This is a genomic window from Pseudoneobacillus rhizosphaerae (assembly GCF_917563885.1).
GTDB lineage: Bacteria > Bacillota > Bacilli > Bacillales > Cytobacillaceae > Pseudoneobacillus > Pseudoneobacillus rhizosphaerae.
In genome coordinates, this window is the sequence record NZ_CAKJTG010000013.1 from 59129 (window position 1) to 77807 (window position 18679).

Annotated in this window: 21 protein-coding genes and 2 other annotated features; of the genes, 2 read left to right on the top strand and 19 right to left on the bottom strand. The window is 35.8% G+C overall.

Annotated elements, in window-relative coordinates; translation table 11 throughout:
* The first annotated feature begins 4 nt into the window (after nucleotides 1-4).
* Nucleotides 5-211 carry a small acid-soluble spore protein SspI gene (sspI, locus tag LRP83_RS12800; RefSeq protein ID WP_230497090.1) on the top strand — a complete coding sequence of 69 codons (207 nt, stop codon included), beginning with the start codon at nucleotides 5-7 and terminating at the stop codon, nucleotides 209-211.
* Between the two features lie 45 nt (nucleotides 212-256).
* On the opposite strand, the gene LRP83_RS12805 is transcribed toward sspI, so the two are convergent.
* Both LRP83_RS12805 and LRP83_RS12810 read right to left on the bottom strand, forming a co-directional pair.
* A complete protein-coding gene (locus tag LRP83_RS12805; protein WP_230497091.1) occupies nucleotides 257-1345 on the bottom strand; it encodes a M42 family metallopeptidase in 1089 nt (362 codons plus the stop codon).
* Nucleotides 1346-1415: 70 nt separating this feature from the next.
* Nucleotides 1416-1904 carry a dUTP diphosphatase gene (locus LRP83_RS12810; protein WP_230497092.1) on the bottom strand — a complete coding sequence of 163 codons (489 nt, stop codon included), beginning with the start codon at nucleotides 1902-1904 and terminating at the stop codon, nucleotides 1416-1418.
* Nucleotides 1905-2001: 97 nt separating this feature from the next.
* Here LRP83_RS12810 and LRP83_RS12815 point away from each other — a divergent pair, with 97 nt between their 5' ends.
* Nucleotides 2002-2379, top strand: coding sequence for a sigma-w pathway protein ysdB (locus tag LRP83_RS12815; protein ID WP_230497093.1), 378 nt, complete (start codon nucleotides 2002-2004; stop codon nucleotides 2377-2379).
* A gap of 37 nt (nucleotides 2380-2416) precedes the next feature.
* Here LRP83_RS12815 and LRP83_RS12820 read toward each other — a convergent pair whose 3' ends face one another.
* The 17 genes from LRP83_RS12820 to polA form a co-directional block, all read right to left on the bottom strand.
* Entirely contained in the window at nucleotides 2417-2995 is a 579-nt protein-coding gene (locus LRP83_RS12820; RefSeq protein WP_230497094.1) for a TVP38/TMEM64 family protein, read from the bottom strand.
* Nucleotides 2996-3066: 71 nt separating this feature from the next.
* The gene (locus LRP83_RS12825) at nucleotides 3067-3330 is read right to left on the bottom strand and encodes a DUF1294 domain-containing protein (RefSeq protein WP_230497095.1); all 264 of its coding nucleotides are present in this window, start codon (nucleotides 3328-3330) and stop codon (nucleotides 3067-3069) included.
* 65 nt (nucleotides 3331-3395) lie between these two features.
* On the bottom strand, nucleotides 3396-3755 hold the full coding sequence (gene rplT / locus LRP83_RS12830; protein WP_230497096.1) for a 50S ribosomal protein L20: 360 nt from the start codon (nucleotides 3753-3755) through the stop codon (nucleotides 3396-3398).
* Nucleotides 3756-3790: 35 nt separating this feature from the next.
* Complete coding sequence (gene rpmI, locus LRP83_RS12835) at nucleotides 3791-3988, bottom strand: 50S ribosomal protein L35 (protein WP_230497097.1); 198 nt, start codon at nucleotides 3986-3988, stop codon at nucleotides 3791-3793.
* 12 nt (nucleotides 3989-4000) lie between these two features.
* Nucleotides 4001-4507 carry a translation initiation factor IF-3 gene (gene infC, locus LRP83_RS12840; protein WP_230497098.1) on the bottom strand — a complete coding sequence of 169 codons (507 nt, stop codon included), beginning with the start codon at nucleotides 4505-4507 and terminating at the stop codon, nucleotides 4001-4003.
* 71 nt (nucleotides 4508-4578) lie between these two features.
* Nucleotides 4579-4711 (bottom strand) — a sequence feature (ribosomal protein L20 leader region).
* A gap of 153 nt (nucleotides 4712-4864) precedes the next feature.
* Entirely contained in the window at nucleotides 4865-6796 is a 1932-nt protein-coding gene (gene thrS, locus LRP83_RS12845) for a threonine--tRNA ligase (protein WP_230497099.1), read from the bottom strand.
* Between the two features lie 76 nt (nucleotides 6797-6872).
* Nucleotides 6873-7105 (bottom strand) — a binding site (T-box leader).
* A 60-nt stretch (nucleotides 7106-7165) separates the two neighbouring features.
* Nucleotides 7166-8032, bottom strand: coding sequence for a putative sporulation protein YtxC (locus tag LRP83_RS12850; RefSeq protein WP_230497100.1), 867 nt, complete (start codon nucleotides 8030-8032; stop codon nucleotides 7166-7168).
* Between the two features lie 156 nt (nucleotides 8033-8188).
* Nucleotides 8189-9115, bottom strand: coding sequence for a primosomal protein DnaI (gene dnaI / locus LRP83_RS12855; RefSeq protein ID WP_230497101.1), 927 nt, complete (start codon nucleotides 9113-9115; stop codon nucleotides 8189-8191).
* A gap of 13 nt (nucleotides 9116-9128) precedes the next feature.
* The gene (locus LRP83_RS12860; protein ID WP_230497102.1) at nucleotides 9129-10526 is read right to left on the bottom strand and encodes a replication initiation and membrane attachment family protein; all 1398 of its coding nucleotides are present in this window, start codon (nucleotides 10524-10526) and stop codon (nucleotides 9129-9131) included.
* Nucleotides 10527-10586: 60 nt separating this feature from the next.
* Nucleotides 10587-11051, bottom strand: coding sequence for a transcriptional regulator NrdR (gene nrdR, locus LRP83_RS12865; protein WP_230497103.1), 465 nt, complete (start codon nucleotides 11049-11051; stop codon nucleotides 10587-10589).
* 96 nt (nucleotides 11052-11147) lie between these two features.
* A complete protein-coding gene (locus LRP83_RS12870) occupies nucleotides 11148-11534 on the bottom strand; it encodes a hypothetical protein (protein WP_230497104.1) in 387 nt (128 codons plus the stop codon).
* A gap of 91 nt (nucleotides 11535-11625) precedes the next feature.
* The gene (gene speD / locus LRP83_RS12875; RefSeq protein WP_230497105.1) at nucleotides 11626-12006 is read right to left on the bottom strand and encodes an adenosylmethionine decarboxylase; all 381 of its coding nucleotides are present in this window, start codon (nucleotides 12004-12006) and stop codon (nucleotides 11626-11628) included.
* 615 nt (nucleotides 12007-12621) lie between these two features.
* Nucleotides 12622-13662, bottom strand: a complete 1041-nt coding sequence (locus LRP83_RS12880) for a glyceraldehyde-3-phosphate dehydrogenase (RefSeq protein ID WP_230497106.1) — start codon at nucleotides 13660-13662, stop codon at nucleotides 12622-12624.
* Between the two features lie 159 nt (nucleotides 13663-13821).
* Nucleotides 13822-14430, bottom strand: coding sequence for a dephospho-CoA kinase (coaE, locus tag LRP83_RS12885; RefSeq protein WP_230497107.1), 609 nt, complete (start codon nucleotides 14428-14430; stop codon nucleotides 13822-13824).
* A 17-nt stretch (nucleotides 14431-14447) separates the two neighbouring features.
* Complete coding sequence (gene ytaF, locus LRP83_RS12890; protein WP_230497108.1) at nucleotides 14448-15083, bottom strand: sporulation membrane protein YtaF; 636 nt, start codon at nucleotides 15081-15083, stop codon at nucleotides 14448-14450.
* A 59-nt stretch (nucleotides 15084-15142) separates the two neighbouring features.
* Complete coding sequence (mutM, locus tag LRP83_RS12895; RefSeq protein WP_230497109.1) at nucleotides 15143-15979, bottom strand: DNA-formamidopyrimidine glycosylase; 837 nt, start codon at nucleotides 15977-15979, stop codon at nucleotides 15143-15145.
* A 58-nt stretch (nucleotides 15980-16037) separates the two neighbouring features.
* Complete coding sequence (gene polA / locus LRP83_RS12900; protein ID WP_230497110.1) at nucleotides 16038-18671, bottom strand: DNA polymerase I; 2634 nt, start codon at nucleotides 18669-18671, stop codon at nucleotides 16038-16040.
* Nucleotides 18672-18679: the final 8 nt, after the last annotated feature.

Consider the following 18679-nt stretch of genomic DNA (forward strand, 5'->3'; position numbering starts at 1 on the left):
ATCAATGAATTTAAATTTACGAAATGCGATTGTTCATAACGTTGCAGGAAATAGTCAGGATGAATTAAGAGATACCATTGTCGACGCTATTCAAAACGGTGAGGAAAAAATGCTTCCTGGTCTTGGTGTACTTTTCGAAATTATTTGGAATAATTCCACTGATGAAGAGAAAGCTGAAATGCTGCAGGCGCTAGAACAAGGACTAAAATAGTAAAGTAAAAAAACTCCGACATATGTGCTTGTCGGAGTTTTTTTATTATGATTCGTACGTAATTTTATCAACCGTTTCACGGTCTAAACGCTTTGTTACTTCCACAATTAATTTTACCGCATTTTCATAGTCATCACGATGAAGCATGGCAGCATGTGAGTGAATATAACGTGTCGCAATTGTAATTGCTAAAGAAGGTGAACCTTTATGTGCAAGATGAATTGACCCCGCATCTGTTCCGCCACCAGGAATCGCATCAAATTGATACGGAATCCCTAACTCATCGGCAACACCTGTGACAAAGTCACGTAGGCCTTTATGTGAAACCATCGATGCATCATAGAGGATAATTTGTGGACCTTTACCCATTTTACTCATGGCTTCTTTTTCTGAAATTCCTGGAGTATCACCAGCAATACCAACATCTACGCCAAAACCAATATCTGGTTCGATTGCATAAGCAGCTGTTTTGGCTCCTCTTAATCCCACTTCTTCTTGAACATTTCCTACACCATACACAACGTTTGGATGGTCTTCAGCCTTTAATTGCTTTAAGACGTCGATTGCAATTGCACAGCCAATACGATTGTCCCAAGCTTTAGCTAATAACATTTTTTCATTATTCATAACGGTAAATTCAAAGTAAGGTACAACCATATCGCCAGGACGAACGCCCCACTCCATTACTTCCTCACGACTTGAAGCTCCGATATCAATAAACATATCCTTGATTTCAACTGGCTTTTTACGTGCTTCTGCTGAAAGGATATGAGGTGGTTTAGAGCCAATTACTCCCGTTACATCACCTTTACTAGTCACGATTGTCACTCGTTGTGCAAGCATTACCTGTGACCACCAACCGCCAACTGTTTGGAAACGTAGGAAGCCCTTATCGTCGATTTGAGTGATCATAAAGCCTACTTCATCCAAGTGCCCAGCAACCATAATCTTCGGACCGCCATCTTTCCCTATCTTTTTGGCAATTAAACTTCCTAGGTTATCTGTTGTTACTTCATCTGCAAATGGCTCTATGTATTTCTTCATGACTTCGCGTGGTTCTCTTTCATTCCCAGGAATCCCTTTTGCATCAGTTAATTCCTTTAACATTACTAACGTCTCATCTAGTTTAGTCATTACTTCGGCTCCCTCAATATGTATTCAGTATTATTATACAAAAATGCTTGCAAAATGTACAAATTTTCTGCTAATATCCATTTTGCTGCCTTTCATAATTTACTTCATTTTTTTGAATATATGCTTCTTCAATTTCATACGAGTTAAATCCTAATAACTTCGCTAAGGAGACATACTCAGAAAAAAGGTTTTCATAGTTTTTAAATGATTGAGATGTTTTAAATTTATTTACCGATTCATAAACGGATAAAAACTGATCGGTAAGATTCTCGGAATGACAGTTTTCAAACTGTAATTTACTACCTTCAAACCCACATTCAATGCCTACTGACAAAATAAAATGTACTCCATCAACAAACTCTTCTAAAATTTTCTCCTTTGTCGCAGGTGGCTTCAAACTCCAAAACTTAAAGCAACGAGTTTCATTGGCAAGTTCACCAATTTCAACGAGTAGGGCAAGGATCTTTTTATCAATTAGATTATCTTGCTGAAGCTGGTGGTTACTCTGTATATGAGCATCCAATTCCCTTTGCATCGTATAAAGTCTAGTTATATTCACATTTTCACTCTCCTTTAATAAAAATTATATCAAATTTGAAACTTTTTACTTACCTAGACGTATAACAAATAAAGCTAATTTTTTGGAGGACGTATCTATGTGGTTTCTTCGTATTCTTATACTAACAGTCATATTGTTCCTTGTTTATTACCTTATTAAATATATTATTAATCCGAAACGTAAACTTGAGTTGGCTCATGAGCAAAGACGCTATTACTTTTTCGATGATTTTGATAATGTTCGAAAAAACTTTTTACTCACCTATAATGGAGTGCTCTTTGAAGGGGAGAAATATTTAGGCTCGACAAGTAATTCTTTTGAAGTTGTTTCCATTTTTATTTTCCCTCGAGATTTAGCTTCACTACAAGGATTAACCAAGGATGATTTCCTTCTAATTGAAGAAAATGTTCGAGGTCATTACCCAAATGCCAAAATTGATTGGAAAAGCCCTATAAAAGACCTGTTAAAAAAGTAAAAAGGAAAAATGGCACTTCATGCCATTTTTCCTTTTTTTATGAAGCCCTAGCCTTCTTGAAAAATTCTCCCCACTGAATAACTGCAATCTTTTCCCTTAATAAATATACAAATACGGTTAAGGCAAACAGAATCACTAGAATCATCGTCGGGGTAAACCGGCTTATAAATTGACCGAATATCGTATAAAAAAACGCTAAAGGTATATTGGAGTAAAATGATCCCCATACGTACTCCTTAAAGCTCTTTTTTCTTTGCATTAAACAAAAATTCATTAGATGAAAGTGAATAAAAGGAATAAGTCTTAAAATAGCTATTTGGCCAACGGTTAAATTACGGTATTCCCCGAACCATTTCACTTTAATCCGATAAAGTTTTTCTAACGTTTTCGGCATTCTATTCACAACCAAATAGAAAATGACACTTACAAGCATCAAACCAATTATAGAGTAAACCGTTCCTAATACGGTTCCAAATAAGATGCCGCCCGCAATACAAACAATCGCTACAGGCAGAAATAAAAATTGTCGCAACAAATGAAAAAGAATAAAGGCTAATGGAGCTAAAATTCCAACGGATTCCACTAGTATAAATACCATGGTTAGTTGTTCATCCATATTTCCACCTTCTATGACTGACTTAACAAGCACTGTTAAAGCATATAGAGTCAGACAAGAAGTTATGACAATTAATTAAATAATAAAAACAGGACAACCAGCTGTAACCCGACTAAAAAAGGCATACCAATTTGAAAGGCTTTATGCTTTGTTTTATGACGAAATACATTCATTCCTATCGTTGTTCCAACTGCACCACCACAGATGGCCACGATCCAAAGTGTCCGTTCACTAATTCGGTATTGTCCCTTTTTTGCTTTCGATTTATCAAACCCCATCAGAAAAATACCATAGAGATTAATAATAAGTAATATGATCAAAGGCATTAATTCCATAATCGCTTACCTCTTTCCAAAAAAGTCAAAAGCCACTCTCGAAAAACGAGAATGGCTATATATAATTACTTATTGAATTGTGCTTTTGCAGCGTTTGCTAATTCAGTGAATGCAGCAGCATCAGTGATAGCTAATTCAGAAAGCATTTTGCGGTTTACTTCGATACCAGCAAGCTTTAAACCGTGCATTAAACGGCTATAAGAAAGTCCGTTCATACGAGCTGCAGCATTGATACGAGTAACCCAAAGCTTACGGAAGTCGCGCTTCTTTTGGCGACGATCACGGTAAGCATACATTAATGATTTCATAACCTGTTGGTTAGCTACTTTGTATAATGTATGTTTGGAACCGTAATATCCTTTTGCTAATTTAATTATTTTTTTACGACGTTTGCGTGTAACAGTACCGCCTTTAACACGTGGCATGTGTGTTCCCTCCTATATTTCACTCTTGCGAATTATTAAATGTTTACTAATAAGAAACGAATGCGTTTGTAATCACCGCTAGAAACTAAAGTAGCTTTACGTAGGTGACGCTTTTGCTTTTGAGATTTGTTAGAGAACATATGGCTTCTGTAAGCGTGGCTACGCTTTAATTTACCAGATCCTGTTCTTTTGAAACGCTTAGCAGCGCCACGGTGAGTTTTCATTTTAGGCATTATGGTATCCTCCTATTGCTTATCGATTTTCGGTGCTAACATTAAGAACATACTGCGACCATCCATTTTTGGTGGGGATTCAACAGTTGCTACTTCAGTACAAGCTGCTGAGAAACGGTCCAGCACTCTTTGACCAATTTCTTTATGTGTAATGGCACGTCCTTTAAATCGGATCGATGCTTTTACTTTATCGCCTTTTTCTAAGAATTTAATAGCGTTACGAAGCTTTGTATTAAAGTCATGTTCATCAATTGTTGGGCTAAGGCGAACCTCTTTAACGTTGATGATTTTTTGGTTTTTACGAGCTTCTTTATCTTTCTTTTGTTGTTCAAATTTAAACTTACCATAGTCCATAATACGAGCTACTGGTGGTTTTGCATTTGGAGCAACTAAGACAACATCAAGATTTACTCGGGCTGCAATTTCTAACGCTTCGATTTTTGATTTAATTCCCAATTGATCGCCATTTTGGTCAATTAGACGAACTTCACGTGCGCGAATTCCATCGTTCAACATCATGTCTTTACTAATAGTTAGACACCTCCAAGGTATTTTAGCGAATACAGCGAATGAATAATGCCCCCGCTAAAAGCAATAAAAAAGTGTGGGCGAATGATTCACCCACACTTAACGAAACAAATTAAAAAAAGTTGTTTTCGTATGACCTGTCAACTACTATAAAAGCGTCATTCAGGTGAGAAGCGGGTGCTTCTTCTTATTCTTAGCTTGTATTCAATTTACCTTAGCAACTATAACATAAATTATGATAATATGTCAAACAAAATCCAACGATTGTGACAACGTTTTAAATATTATCAAAATATACATCATTTTGCAATAGATATTTAATAAAATTTCAGTTGTAAATTTTTTCTATTAACGATGTACCTCTGCAACAACCATATCAACAAACGCTGAAAGTTGCACTGTTTCGGAGTTTTGCTCTCCATATTTACGCATGTTAACTGCTTTTCCTTCGACTTCCTTATCTCCAACAACAAGCATATATGGGATTTTTTGCATTTGTGCTTCACGAATTTTGTAACCGATTTTTTCGTCACGGCTATCAAGCTCTACGCGAATCCCTTTAGATTGTAACTCTTCTTTTACCTGCCCGGCATAATCCCCATGAACATTTGGAGAAACAGGAATAACTTGTACTTGTACCGGAGCAAGCCAAGCTGGGAATGCCCCTTTGTATTCTTCAATTAAATAAGCTACAAAGCGTTCCATTGTTGAAACAACACCACGGTGAATAACAACTGGACGATGATGTTTACCATCTTCACCGATGTAACTTAAATCAAAGCGTTCTGGTAATAAGAAATCCAATTGAACAGTTGAAAGAGTTTCTTCCTTCCCAAGCGCTGTTTTGACTTGTACATCAAGCTTAGGGCCGTAGAATGCCGCTTCACCTTCTGCCTCAAAGTAATCCACACCGATTTCATCCATTGCTTCCTTAAGCATTGATTGCGCTTTGTTCCACATTTCATCATCATCAAAATACTTCTCAGTATCCTGTGGGTCACGATAAGATAAACGGAAGGAATAATCATTGATGTTGAAATCTTTATATACATCTAAAACTAAATGAACAACACGCTTGAATTCTTCCTTAATTTGATCAGGACGAACAAAGATATGAGCATCATTTAATGTCATTCCGCGAACACGTTGTAAACCTGATAAAGCTCCAGACATTTCATAGCGATGCATTGTTCCTAACTCGGCAATCCGAATTGGCAACTCACGATAACTATGTGGTGCATTTTTATAAACCATCATATGGTGAGGGCAGTTCATCGGGCGTAAAACAAGCTGTTCATTATCCATTTCCATTACTGGGAACATATCTTCTTGGTAATGAGCCCAGTGGCCAGATGTTTTATAAAGATCAACACTTCCCATTACTGGAGTATAAACGTGATCGTAGCCTAAGCGAACTTCTTTATCTACAATATAGCGCTCAATTGTACGTCTAATTGTTGCTCCTTTAGGTAGCCATACGGGTAATCCCTGACCTACTAATTGATTGTTTGTAAATAAATTTAATTCCTTTCCAATTTTACGATGGTCACGTTCTTTCGCTTCTTCTAACAATCGAAGATGCTCTGTTAAATCTTCCTTTTTGAAAAAGGCAGTTCCGTAAATTCGTTGTAGCATTTTATTATCACTATTACCGCGCCAATAGGCACCAGCAATACTTAATAATTTGAATTCTTTCAACTTACCTGTCGAAGGTACATGAACTCCACGACAAAGGTCAATAAACTCAGCTTGTTGATAAACAGTAACCGTTTGATCATCAGGAATGGCTTCGATAAGCTCTAATTTATATTCGTCATCCATTTCTGTAAAAAGTTCAATTGCTTCTTCACGCGAAACTTCTTTACGAACGATTTCAATATTTTCATTAATAATTTTTGACATTTCTTTTTCAATCCTAGGCAAATCTTCTGGAGTAATTGACTCTTCTACATCTACATCGTAGTAGAATCCTCCTTCAATTACAGGTCCTACCCCTAGTTTCACTTTCGGGTATAACCGCTTAAGGGCTTGAGCCATTAAGTGGGCACTACTATGACGTAAAACCTCTAGCGCTTCTGGCTGTTCTGGAGTTACAATCTCAATCGCACCATCTGCTAAAATCGGACGACGAAGATCAATCAATTCGCCATTTAGCTTTCCAGCAATGGCTTTCTTTTTTAAACCTGAACTAATCGATGCTGCTATATCTTCTGTTGTCGTTCCCACTGGAAACTCCTTTTCAGCACCATCTGGAAACAAAACTTTAATAAGCTCACTCATGTTTCTTCCTCCTTTTAGTAATTACCATAAATGTCAGTATATGACATTTATATAAAATAAAAAAACCCATCCCTAGGAAAGGGACGAGTTTAATAAACACGTGGTTCCACCCAAATTTTCACAATCAAACATTCAAATTGTGACTTTGTGTTCGATAACGGTTTTTAGCCGTCAACCATTACTTATTCGGGTTCATGGTTGAAGTTTAAAGGTGGTAAGTATTCTGGTCTAGTTAGGAAGCTTTCAGCCAGGACTCCCCTCTCTAAATAACCGATTTCAGTATACTCATATCCTTATCATTACTTTTTCATTTATGTTTAATATGTAAAGTATTATAGTTTGTAATGATGAGAAAAGCAAGTAAGGAATTCACCTATTTTCATTTACTTTTTCCAATGTAAAGTTTCGAGCCTTTTCGAATAATTGAATTGACTTAACGATGACTCTTTCTTCAAAAATGTTTTTTAATGTACGAATTAGTGGTTCATCCGAATTGGATGTATATATATAGATTTGTTTAGGCGCAATCGATAAAAGTGGGGCAATTGTCACCGAATCCACATATACAGGGTGATTGGAAAGTAATTTTCGATCAATCATCCTCGTTAATTCCGATTTCTTGATTTCTTCAAATTTTTCATTAAAAAAAGTTGGTTCTTCGTCGTAAACTAAATGTAATTGGTGTACCCTTTCCTGACGGCTATGTAGAAATTCTCTCAGAGTTTGAATAAAAACTTGGTATTCTTGCTCCATTTTATATTCATCAATAGCAATTTCTACATATTTTAAAAGTTTTTCTATATATCCTCTCAATCTAAATTTTACAAATGCCTCAAAGGAGAAGGCAATATTTGAATCTTGTAGGAGGTCGCTAACCGCATCTTTCACGGCAATCTCTTCAAATTGGTCACCGATGAGCTCAGCTAACTCCTCATTTTCACCATCTATAATCGAATAAATGATTTCTAGAATTTGTTGCTGCACATCAAAGTCCTCATAATAAAATTGCTCTGACAAAATTTTTCGTAGCCAGTCATCACGTTTGGATTTGAGAATAAACTCATAAAATACATCTGTGACCATTACTTTAAAATGTTCATCTAACAAACCCACATTTATTTTTATTGTTTGACGTTCTTCAAACAGAAGAATTTCATCACAAAATAAAATTTTCGACACTAACTTAGAATAAAGCTTATTCACATCCTCTTTATTTTGGAAGATGATTTCAACCAACCAAATCCCCCCTAACAACAATCAGCCTATTTATTTAAAGAAATATCATTTTTTAAGATGAAATGATTTCTTTACATGTATATGGGGGGCTTGTTCAAAATAGAAGAGTCAATTTACGAGAAAAGTAAAAAGCAGTTAGCTTGTGAGCTAACTGCTTTAATTGCGACGATTTGGTCCATTGACTTCAACCGCTTCTGTTAAGTATCGAATTCTTTCCATTATCCGCCTAGCCTTAATCTTCTCTTCTTCACCACGTTGACTATAAGTAAGATGATGCTCCAACTCTTCATAATTGAAGTTTGATGAGAAGAAGGTTGGTAAATTTTCAAGCATCCTAAATTGTAGGATGGGACCTAATACCTCATCCCTTAACCAGCTAGACATCGTTTCAGCTCCGATATCATCCAACATTAGGATCGGGACTTTCTTAATTGCTTCAATTTTTGAATTTAGCGTTTGATCTCCAATTGATGCCTTAAATTCTCTTACCAATTCAGGAAAGTAAACTATCATAGAAGAAATACCTTTTTCAGCTAATTCCTTGGCTATTGCGCCAAGAAGATAGGATTTGCCCACACCAAATTTCCCATGTAAATATAGTCCTCTAATTCGAGTACCAGCTTGATATTTCTCTACAAATAATACAGCTCGATCAATTGCATCCATTCTACCCTCTATATGTATATCTGCAAATGATGCTTGTAAAATATCCTTAGGAACGTAAAGGCTTTGAATTAGTTTTTCATTCTTTTGACGATCATCAAATATCACTTTTCGAGGACAACGATGATACTCTAAATCAATCGATTGCCTGTTGATTACAAGCACAGGTTGATAACCTTTCATCATGTTGACACAATTATTCAAATCCGAACATTTATCACATTCTTTACTTTGAGAAGAATACTCAAAAAGCTTAATTAAATTTTTATCAACCACTTCATTTGTAAGCCTATCTCGATTCTGATCTATAAAGGCAGTAATATGAGGGTCAGAATAGATTTCTTGTTTCATTTTTTCATATCGCTTTTGGAAATTTTCATTCAAGGAAAGTCTCTTTAAAGTTTGGTTGATTTTTTCCATCCTAATCCCTCCTTTATTTTTTAAACTTCTTTAACCTTTCTTCTAAAGCGCGTTTCTTGGCAGCAGCTTCTTTTTTATCACTTTCCGGCTCATTAGAAGCAACTTTCTTTTCATCGTTATTAAACCACTCTGGCAGCATCTCTGTCCGAGTTGGTTTTTTATTATATGACTTTTTATCCTTCTTTCCACTTGCCCACTCTATATATTGACGATTTTCCTTAATAGCTAAATCCATTGCTTCATCGACAGTTTGTACACCTTTACGCGCCCAATGACTAGCTATCTTCTCAGCATATCCTTTTGTTAGCTTCATATCTGTTTTGATCATCACAACATGAATAAGAACGTTTACAACCCCTGGAGGTAATTGTTGGGCAAACATAATATCCTCTACAATTTGCAAATCAGCTTTACCCGGCTCCCCACCACCTGAAATATCCATTAAAAATTGTCGTGGAGAAACTGTTTCAAAATAATACTTAAGCTTTTCTTCCTTTGTATTCGGTTCAGTTCGTTGTGTTGTTAGTAATACTGGCTGTACGTTGTCCACAAGTAATGGAAGCTTATCCTCATTTTGAAACTGAAACCAATCTCTAGCTGCTTTTCTTAGATCTTCAATGTTAATCCCATCTGTATCTGATGCACTTATGACAATGCCTTGCATTTGCAGGGCATCAATATTATATAAAAAGGCTAAGTTAGCTATAGCTTCCTTTACTTTCACTGTAAACGATTGCTGTGATATAAAGGTATCCTTTAAACCAGCAAAAAGAAGTTCAAAATTAAAATTATCTACATGTATTTGAATTGGTTTTGAATCTGACCTACCAATAAAGGTTTCACCCTCGTTCAGTTTTAAATCCTTCGAAGACTCTCGATGGAATTGAAGTGATTCAGGTGAAGCAGAGGAATAGACCTCTTGAAAGGCTTTAGTGATATCTTTATATTCTTCGTCCTGTTGCGGCAATTGATGATCGCTGAAAAAACGTTTTAATCGAGCAAATTGCTTTTTTCCAATTTTTTGATACAAAAAAATATTAAGCATCCCATCTAAAAAAAACGTTTCCGGGTTTAATGGCGGTTTTAACTCATATATAAAGGAACGATCATCTTCTTTTACTTTGACATAAGTTTTTAATAAACCTATTGCCTCCAACTTCTGCCGTGCATAAAAAATTTCTTTAAGGTTAGTATCGAGTGAATTCATTAAACTATGGTGAGTAGTCGTATCCGACCATAGACGGTTTTCTTCTAATTCTGCCCATAAAGTCATATAAAGACTAAAAGCTGTTGAACCGATTAATGGTTGATATAAAAAGGTAAGAACTTTTTGATCGTAAAAATGAAGTAATCCATCTGATGCGACCTTATATCGATCAATAGGAAGAAGTTCCTGCCAATGCAGAGCCATAATACATCCCCCCCCTTTCTATCTAAAATTGAAAAAGAGCTAAAGTACAAACCCTCAGCTCTATTTTAATTGTTCCCTTTTAATCAATTCTTTTAATTCATCTATAAAGACATTAATATCCTTAAATTGTCGGTAAACAGAAGCAAATCGAACATAAGCAACTTCGTCAATTCCAGCTAACCGGTCCATAACCATTTCACCAATAGCTTCACTTTTAATCTCTGAAATACCAGTACTACGAAGTTCCTTTTCAACCTCACTTACGATTTCCTCTAATTCCTTTAAAGCAACCGGGCGCTTTTCACATGCTTTAATGAGACCTCTTAGCACTTTTTCACGACTAAATTCCTCACGGGTACCTTCCTTTTTTACTACGATTAAAGGTATTTCCTCGACTTTTTCGAAGGTAGTAAACCGGAAATTACAAAGTTCACATTCCCGTCTACGACGAATAGCCTTAGCTTCATCGACAGGACGAGAATCCAACACACGAGTACCATTATGTTGACAAGAAGGACATTTCAATAATATCAGCTCCAAATGTATAAGCACATCGTTTTACGATTTTTGCTTTTGCTCTCTTTACTATCTTATAAAAAACACCTTATTAAGACAAGCCTTCTACATACTTCTCCCTGTACCAATAAATGTAGCGATCTTATTTAGCTTTTCATAAAAAACAATTACTTCGTTCCTTAAAAAAGGATAAGAACCAAATATAGAAAATGCATCTGTTGATATATGTATATCGACTGCTACTTCAAGCGGTTTAACGGCCACAATTGTAATGATATAAAAACAAGGTTTACCTCCTTTTAATTTCACCGAAAGCTCCCCATGCTCTTTCGATACATGGTCAATTACATACCTTGTATCTCGTCGTAGCAAAGTTTCAACTAAATCAAATATCTGATTATATGTACCTTTATAATAATGTGTTTTAAGTTGTTCGTCCGTATGGCTTTCTTTAGTTTCACAATTCTTTTGGAAACGAGTGAATATTGACAACCTTTTCCCTCCTTTAGAATTTTAATTTCTATAATAAGTACAAAAAAGAGGTGTATTAGGAAAATACACCTCGCGTTAATGTCAATTTTAATTATAGTACTTTTGCTTGAGCTTGCTTGATAGCAACTGGACCCATTCCACGAGGAAGTTCAATATTCTCACGTGTTTCGGCATTTAAAGCCTCAGCAATATAGTCAGCAGCAATGTTCGGATCTAAATCTCCACAAGTATATACATCAATACTTGCATATCCGTGTTCAGGGAAGCTATGAATTGTTAAATGAGACTCAGAGATTATAACTACTCCACTTACACCTTGTGGTGCAAATTTGTGAAAAGCTACCTCGCGAATTTCAGCACCTGATTTTAATGCAGCATCAACAAACGTTTGCTCAATAAATTGCATGTCATTTAATTTTTCAAAATCGCATCCCCATAATTCAGAGATTACATGACGTCCCATTGTTTCCATTTTGTTTCCCCCTTAAACTGGTTATCATGAAGTTCTTTAAATGCCGGTAAGATTTAACTACCACGGGGGAAAGTTAGTCCAGAGAGGTCCTAACCCTTTAAGTAGTTCCTTGATACCTTAAGAAGAAGTTCACGATGACTAGTATACTTCGTTTATATTATTTTTGCAACACATGAAATTAAAATTTTTCAATAATAAGTTTTAATGTCCGTGCACTAGGATCAGAGGCTTAGTTTGTGGTCATCTTTGTACAAATACTGCTGTTAGCATAGTGATTTTTGGCTAATTTTGTTCAGATTGTTTAAAAAGGGGAGGAATAAGCGAGCTTTCTCCTCCCCTTTTTAAACAATCTGAGCACCTTTCAGCTACGCCGAAAGGCGTATAAAGCTATCGCTTTATACGAAATTAGCCAAAAATCTGTGCACATTACTAGATTTACAATCTATTTTTTAGAAGAAGGGAAGATATTGCGCAATAATAGTTCGTAAAAATCAAATGGATTAGTTAGGTAAGGTTGTTAAAGGATTATGATACCTCTTTTCAGTAAAAAACTACCTTTATCATTGATTTACAAATTAAAAAAGCCTGCCAGTTTCCCAGCAAGCTTAGACTTACTTATCCTACCTTTACAGATGAAGTTGAAGATGAATTAACCATTGCATCCGCAACAAATTTGACTAAATCTACTACTCGTGAAGAGTATCCCCATTCATTGTCATACCAGGCTAGAACCTTCACCTTATTCGAGCCGATTACCATCGTTGATAAACCATCAATAATCGCTGAATGCGGATTTGTATTAAAATCTACTGACACTAGAGGTTCTGTAGTAAACCCAATAATTCCTTTATATTCACCAAATGATGCTTCTATAAATGCATCATTAATATCATCAACTGTCACATCTTTTTCTAAATCGACTACTAAATCTACTAATGAAACATTCGGTGTTGGTACACGCAGTGACATTCCATGTAATTTACCTTTTAACTCAGGTAAAACCAGTGATAATGCTTTAGCAGCTCCAGTAGACGTTGGAATAATGGATTGTGCGCAGCCTCTTGCTCGTCTTAAATCTTTATGTGGATTATCGATATTATTTTGGTCGTTTGTGTAAGCGTGTACAGTGGTCATTAATCCATTTACAATACCGAACTTCTTGTTTAATACTTTTGCAACTGGAGCTAAACAGTTTGTTGTGCATGATGCATTTGAGATGACATGATGCTCTTTTACATCAAATACGTGTTCATTTACTCCCATAACAATCGTTACATCTTCATCTTTACCAGGAGCGGTAATGATCACTTTCTTTGCTCCCGCTTCGATGTGAGCGATAGCTTTATCTTTAGAGTTAAATTTCCCTGTTGCTTCAATTACAATATCTATATTTAGCTCTTTCCAAGGTAAAAGTTTAGGGTCCCGATTACTTAGAAGTTGAATCTGTTTTCCATTAACTTCGATGGCATTATCTAATGGAATAACTTCCCCTTCAAATTGACCATGATTTGTGTCATACTTAATTAGATGAGCAAGTGTTTCAGAGGGATAACTTGCATTTATCGCAACTATTTCAAGATTATCTTCCAAAATTGCTTTTCTAAATACCATTCTGCCGATTCTTCCAAAGCCATTTATAGCTATTCTAGGTTTCATTATGCGGCCCCTTCCATAATAATGTTATACTTTAATGTCGTATTTATATAATTAGTATAACATATTAAGGTTGAAGTGTGATATAAAAAATTGAAAAATACAAAAGTTGTACTTTTCTGATAATATTTGTTGAAATAAAAAAGCGTAAGGAATTGACCCTTACGCTTTTTCCAACACTCCCCAGTTATTTAATATTTGTATTAGTTGTGTTTTCGTATCATGAATGGTTCCATTATTATCTATTACTGCATCAGCTAACTTAATTTTTTCTTTAAGTGGCATTTGAGATTTAATCCTAGCCATTGCCTCGCTCTCGATAAGCTGGTTACGTGACATTAACCGATTTAGCTGAACCTCTGCATCTACGTATACAAGAATTGTTTTATCGACCATATGAGTAAGTTTACTCTCAAACAAAAGTGGTATATCTAAGATTACCACTGAATTTCCTGAATCTACATACTTAACTTTCTTATCATTCATTCTTTCCCTAACCGCAGGATGAACAATTGCATTTAATTGATTTCTCTTATCCTCATCATGAAACACAATTGACCCGAGCTTTACTCGATCAATATCTCCAGTAGCTGTTAAAATCTCACTACCGAATGTTTCAATAATTCGCACGTAAGCCTTTTCGCCTTTTTCAACTACCTTACGCGCCTCTAGATCAGCGTCAATAACAGGGATATTAATATCTAATAACATCCGAGAAACTGTGCTTTTCCCGCTTGCAATACCACCTGTTAACCCAATAATAAGTGCCATATTTTACCTCTAAATAGTTATATTTTCCATACACCAATAATGATTAATAAAATTCCTGGGATAAAGGTAAATTTCTGAACCCAATCACTTTTTGAAAAAAAAGAGCCACTTTTAATTCCCATCGATACAAATAATGAGCTCATAATAGCAACTGCAACTGCTAAATAAATGGGTGAAAATCCAAGTATCGCTGCGCCTACACCTGCCCCAAAGGCATCTAGTGAGAGTGCTACACCTAACATAAAGGCTTCGATTCCTGTAATTGTTCCTGATAAATCAAAATCAGCGGACATGGGTTTTCTTAAAATATTAATTACAATTCCAAGTGATTTAATTTCAAAATTAACGATTGTTTTTTCAATTGAAACAAATTCCTTATTTTTCTCTGGGCGAAAAAACTGATACAGTACCCATGCTCCAAGTAAGATCAAAATGAAGCCCCCAATTTTATCCGTAATGTTTGGTGAGAGAATTTCGCCGAGGAAATGACCGACTCCGGAAGCGATAAGTAAGGAAAATGCAGAGCATGTAGCGATAATAATGATAGATTTAAATGGAATTTTCATTTTTCTTAAGCCATAGGTGAAACCAACACTAAAACTATCAAGACTTACTGCAAAAGCAAGAATTAACAGTGAGATCATTTGTGCCATTCATAGGGCTCCTTCCTGTCGAATTACGAATAGTATATGAAGGATCCCTATGAATGTTATTAACTTTCCTCTAATGGTTGACAATTAGGACAAAAATGTGTACCTCTTCCACCTACAACCGTTTTCTCTAAATCTCGTCCACAATCCTTACAGCTTTCACCTTTACGACCATAAACCAATAGCTCCAGTTGAAACATGCCGATTTCCCCTTGGGAATTAATGTAGGAACGAATGGTGCTTCCACCTTTTTGTACGGCCTCTGAAAGAGTGTTGATAATTTCTTGATGTAATTTTAGCAATTGTTCTTTATTCAATGTATTTGCAATCGTTTCGGGATGAATCTTCGCACGGAATAACGCCTCATCAACGTATATGTTCCCTAATCCAACAACTATTTTTTGATCAAGTAAGGTAGGCTTGATTTTTCTATTCGTCTTTTGAAGCTTTTGCCCCAGGTAATCAAGTGTGAACTCTTCCGAAAATGGCTCTGGACCTAAATCGATTAATGGTGGACCTTCGAATTCAGTGCCTTTTTTAAATAAGTGCATCGTTCCAAATTTTCGTACATCTTTATATCTTAAGTCAGTACCATCCGTAAAATGGAAAACGACATGTGTATGTTTATCAAATGGTTCATCTTTTGGATAAACAGCATATTTACCTTCCATTCGTAAATGCGAGACTAGAGCATAAACATCCGTGTAAAATATTAAAAATTTACCTCGTCTGCCTATTTTCTTAATGGTCTGACCTTTTAAAGCATCAGTAAATTGGTCAATCTCTGTTGGGTTTTTAATCATCTTTGGCCAGCTTATTGTAATGTGCTCAATTGTTTTATTTAGAACAAGATTTTCTAATGTTTTACGGACCGTTTCGACCTCAGGAAGCTCAGGCAAAACAAATCCCTCCTTCTATTTGTCCCGCTCAAACGGCTAGACATTTTTTGCCTTTAATTTATTTCGCATCAAACCAAGTAGGACCATAAGAATAATCTACTTTTAGGGGCACAGATAATTCTACTGCATTTTCCATCACATCTGGAACGATTTCCTTCAGTTTCTCTATTTCATCTTTCGGAGCTTCAAAGATTAATTCATCATGTACTTGTAATAATAGTCTTGATTGTAGCTTTTCAGACTGTAGACGGTCTGCCATATCAATCATAGCCTTTTTAATAATATCTGCCGCACTTCCTTGAATCGGTGTATTCATCGCTGTACGCTCTGCAAAGCTTCTAATATTAAAATTACGACTTGTTATTTCAGGCAAATATCTGCGTCTTTGTAGGATTGTCGTTACAAAGCCTTGTTGCTTTGCTACTTTCACACTATCCTCCATATAATGTTTTACACCCGGATAACTTTCAAGGTATCTTTCAATAAATAGCCCTGCTTCTCTACGCGTAATATTTAGACTTTGAGATAATCCAAAATCACTAATACCATAAACAATTCCAAAATTCACTGCCTTTGCATGTCGACGCATATTAGAAGTTACATCATCTGCACTCACATGAAATACTTCCATTGCCGTTTTTGTATGAATATCCAAGTCATCCTTAAATGCTTGAATTAGCTTTTCATCCTTCGCAATATGTGCTAGTACCCTTAATTCTATTTGTGAATAATCGGCAGCAAAAATGACCCAATCCTCTTCTGAAGGAATAAAGGCTTGGCGAATTTTCCGACCTTCCTCTAAGCGAATCGGAATATTTTGTAAGTTAGGATCGATTGAGCTCAGCCTTCCTGTTTGGGCTAGCACTTGGTTAAACCTAGTATGAACTTTATCGGTATTTGGGTGAACAACCTTTAACAGTCCTTCGATATACGTTGACTGTAGTTTTCCGAGTTGACGGTAATCAAGTATTTCGCGAATAATTTCATGGTCATCCGCAAGCTTCTCAAGTACATCCGCTGAGGTAGAATATCCCGTTTTGGTTTTCTTGCCTGAAGATAGACCAAGTTTTTCAAACAAAATGACGCCAAGCTGTTTTGGGGAATTAATATTAAAGTGTTCCCCTGCTAGCTGGTGAATTTTACTTTCTAGTTTGATTAACTTAGCTGCCAATTCTTCGTTCATTTTTTTAAGTCTACCTACATCTACCTTTATACCAGCAGATTCCATATCGGCTAAAATCAACGATAACGGCATCTCTAAATCGTGAAACAATTCATATTGCTGATTTTCCTTTAATTCATCCTCCAGTTTTCCACTTAATTTTTCTAAAATAATTGCTTTACGAACAATATGATCCGCAATTTCTTCCTTACCTGGAACACTTCTTTTTGCCCCTTTTCCATAGAACTCATCGTTTGATTGAATATTAACTTCGTTATACCGACGAGCGACAGAGGAAATGTCATCTAGTGATTCCGACGGATTTAATAGATAAGATGCGACTAGTAAATCAAACTGTATCCCTTTTAGATGAATATCTCTTTTTCTTAAAGAGACTTCTGTACCTTTTGCATCATAAACGATTTTAGACTTAGATTCATCTTCAGCCCATTCTTTAAAAAGAGGTGAATGCACAGCTATATCTGTTTCAAAAAAATATTTACCGTTAGCATTGACAATGGCTAGCCCTAAAATAGGGGCTAGATGATAATTATCCTCTAAAATCTCTACATATAAAGAGGCATTGTCAGTGAGCATTTCCTCTGTTATTTCCTTAGCGATTTCAAATTGAATCTCTTCTAACTCCACCTCTTGTCTTTCTGTTCCACTAGGTTCCATTTTTTCTAATAACGAATTAAAACCTAGCTCCTTAAAAATCGATTTAACCTTTTCGTAACTGTACCCACTGTATTCAATTGCTGGCAGCACCACTTCTACAGGAGCTTCTCTTGTTATCGTGGCTAGCTGCTTACTCATAATGGCTTGGTCTTTAAATTCCGATAGTTTGTCCTTTAATTTCGCACCACTTACTTGATCAATTGAAGAAAGTAATCCTTCTAACGTCTCAAATTCCTTCAGTAGTTTTATAGCAGTTTTTTCACCAACCCCAGGAACACCTGGGATATTGTCAGATTGGTCACCCATTAACCCTTTCATATCAATAATTTGATTTGGATGAAGGCCGTATTTTTCTAGAATATGTTCGGGAGTATAGATTTCCATATCCGTAATCCCTTTTCTAGTGATACAGACAGTAACATTCTCTGATGCTAATTGGGTCATATCTTTATCCCCGGAGATGACTTTGACTTGAAATCCTTCTTCATCAGCAACCTTTGATAGGGTTCCAATAATATCGTCCGCTTCATAGTTTTCTAATTCGTAACGTGATATTCCAAATGCATCTAGCAAATCACGAATAAAAGGGAATTGTTCTGATAGTTCTGGTGGTGTTTTTTGTCTTCCCCCTTTATATTCAGTAAAAGTTGCATGGCGGAAGGTTGTCTTCCCCGCATCAAATGCCACTAAAAGATGAGTAGGCTTTTCCTCCTCTAATATTTTCAATAACATCGTAGTAAAGCCGTAGATGGCATTCGTATGTACACCTTTGTCATTATTTAATAAGGGCAGAGCAAAAAAAGCACGATAGGCAATACTGTTCCCATCAATTAAAACCAATTTTTTTTCCATGAAAAAAT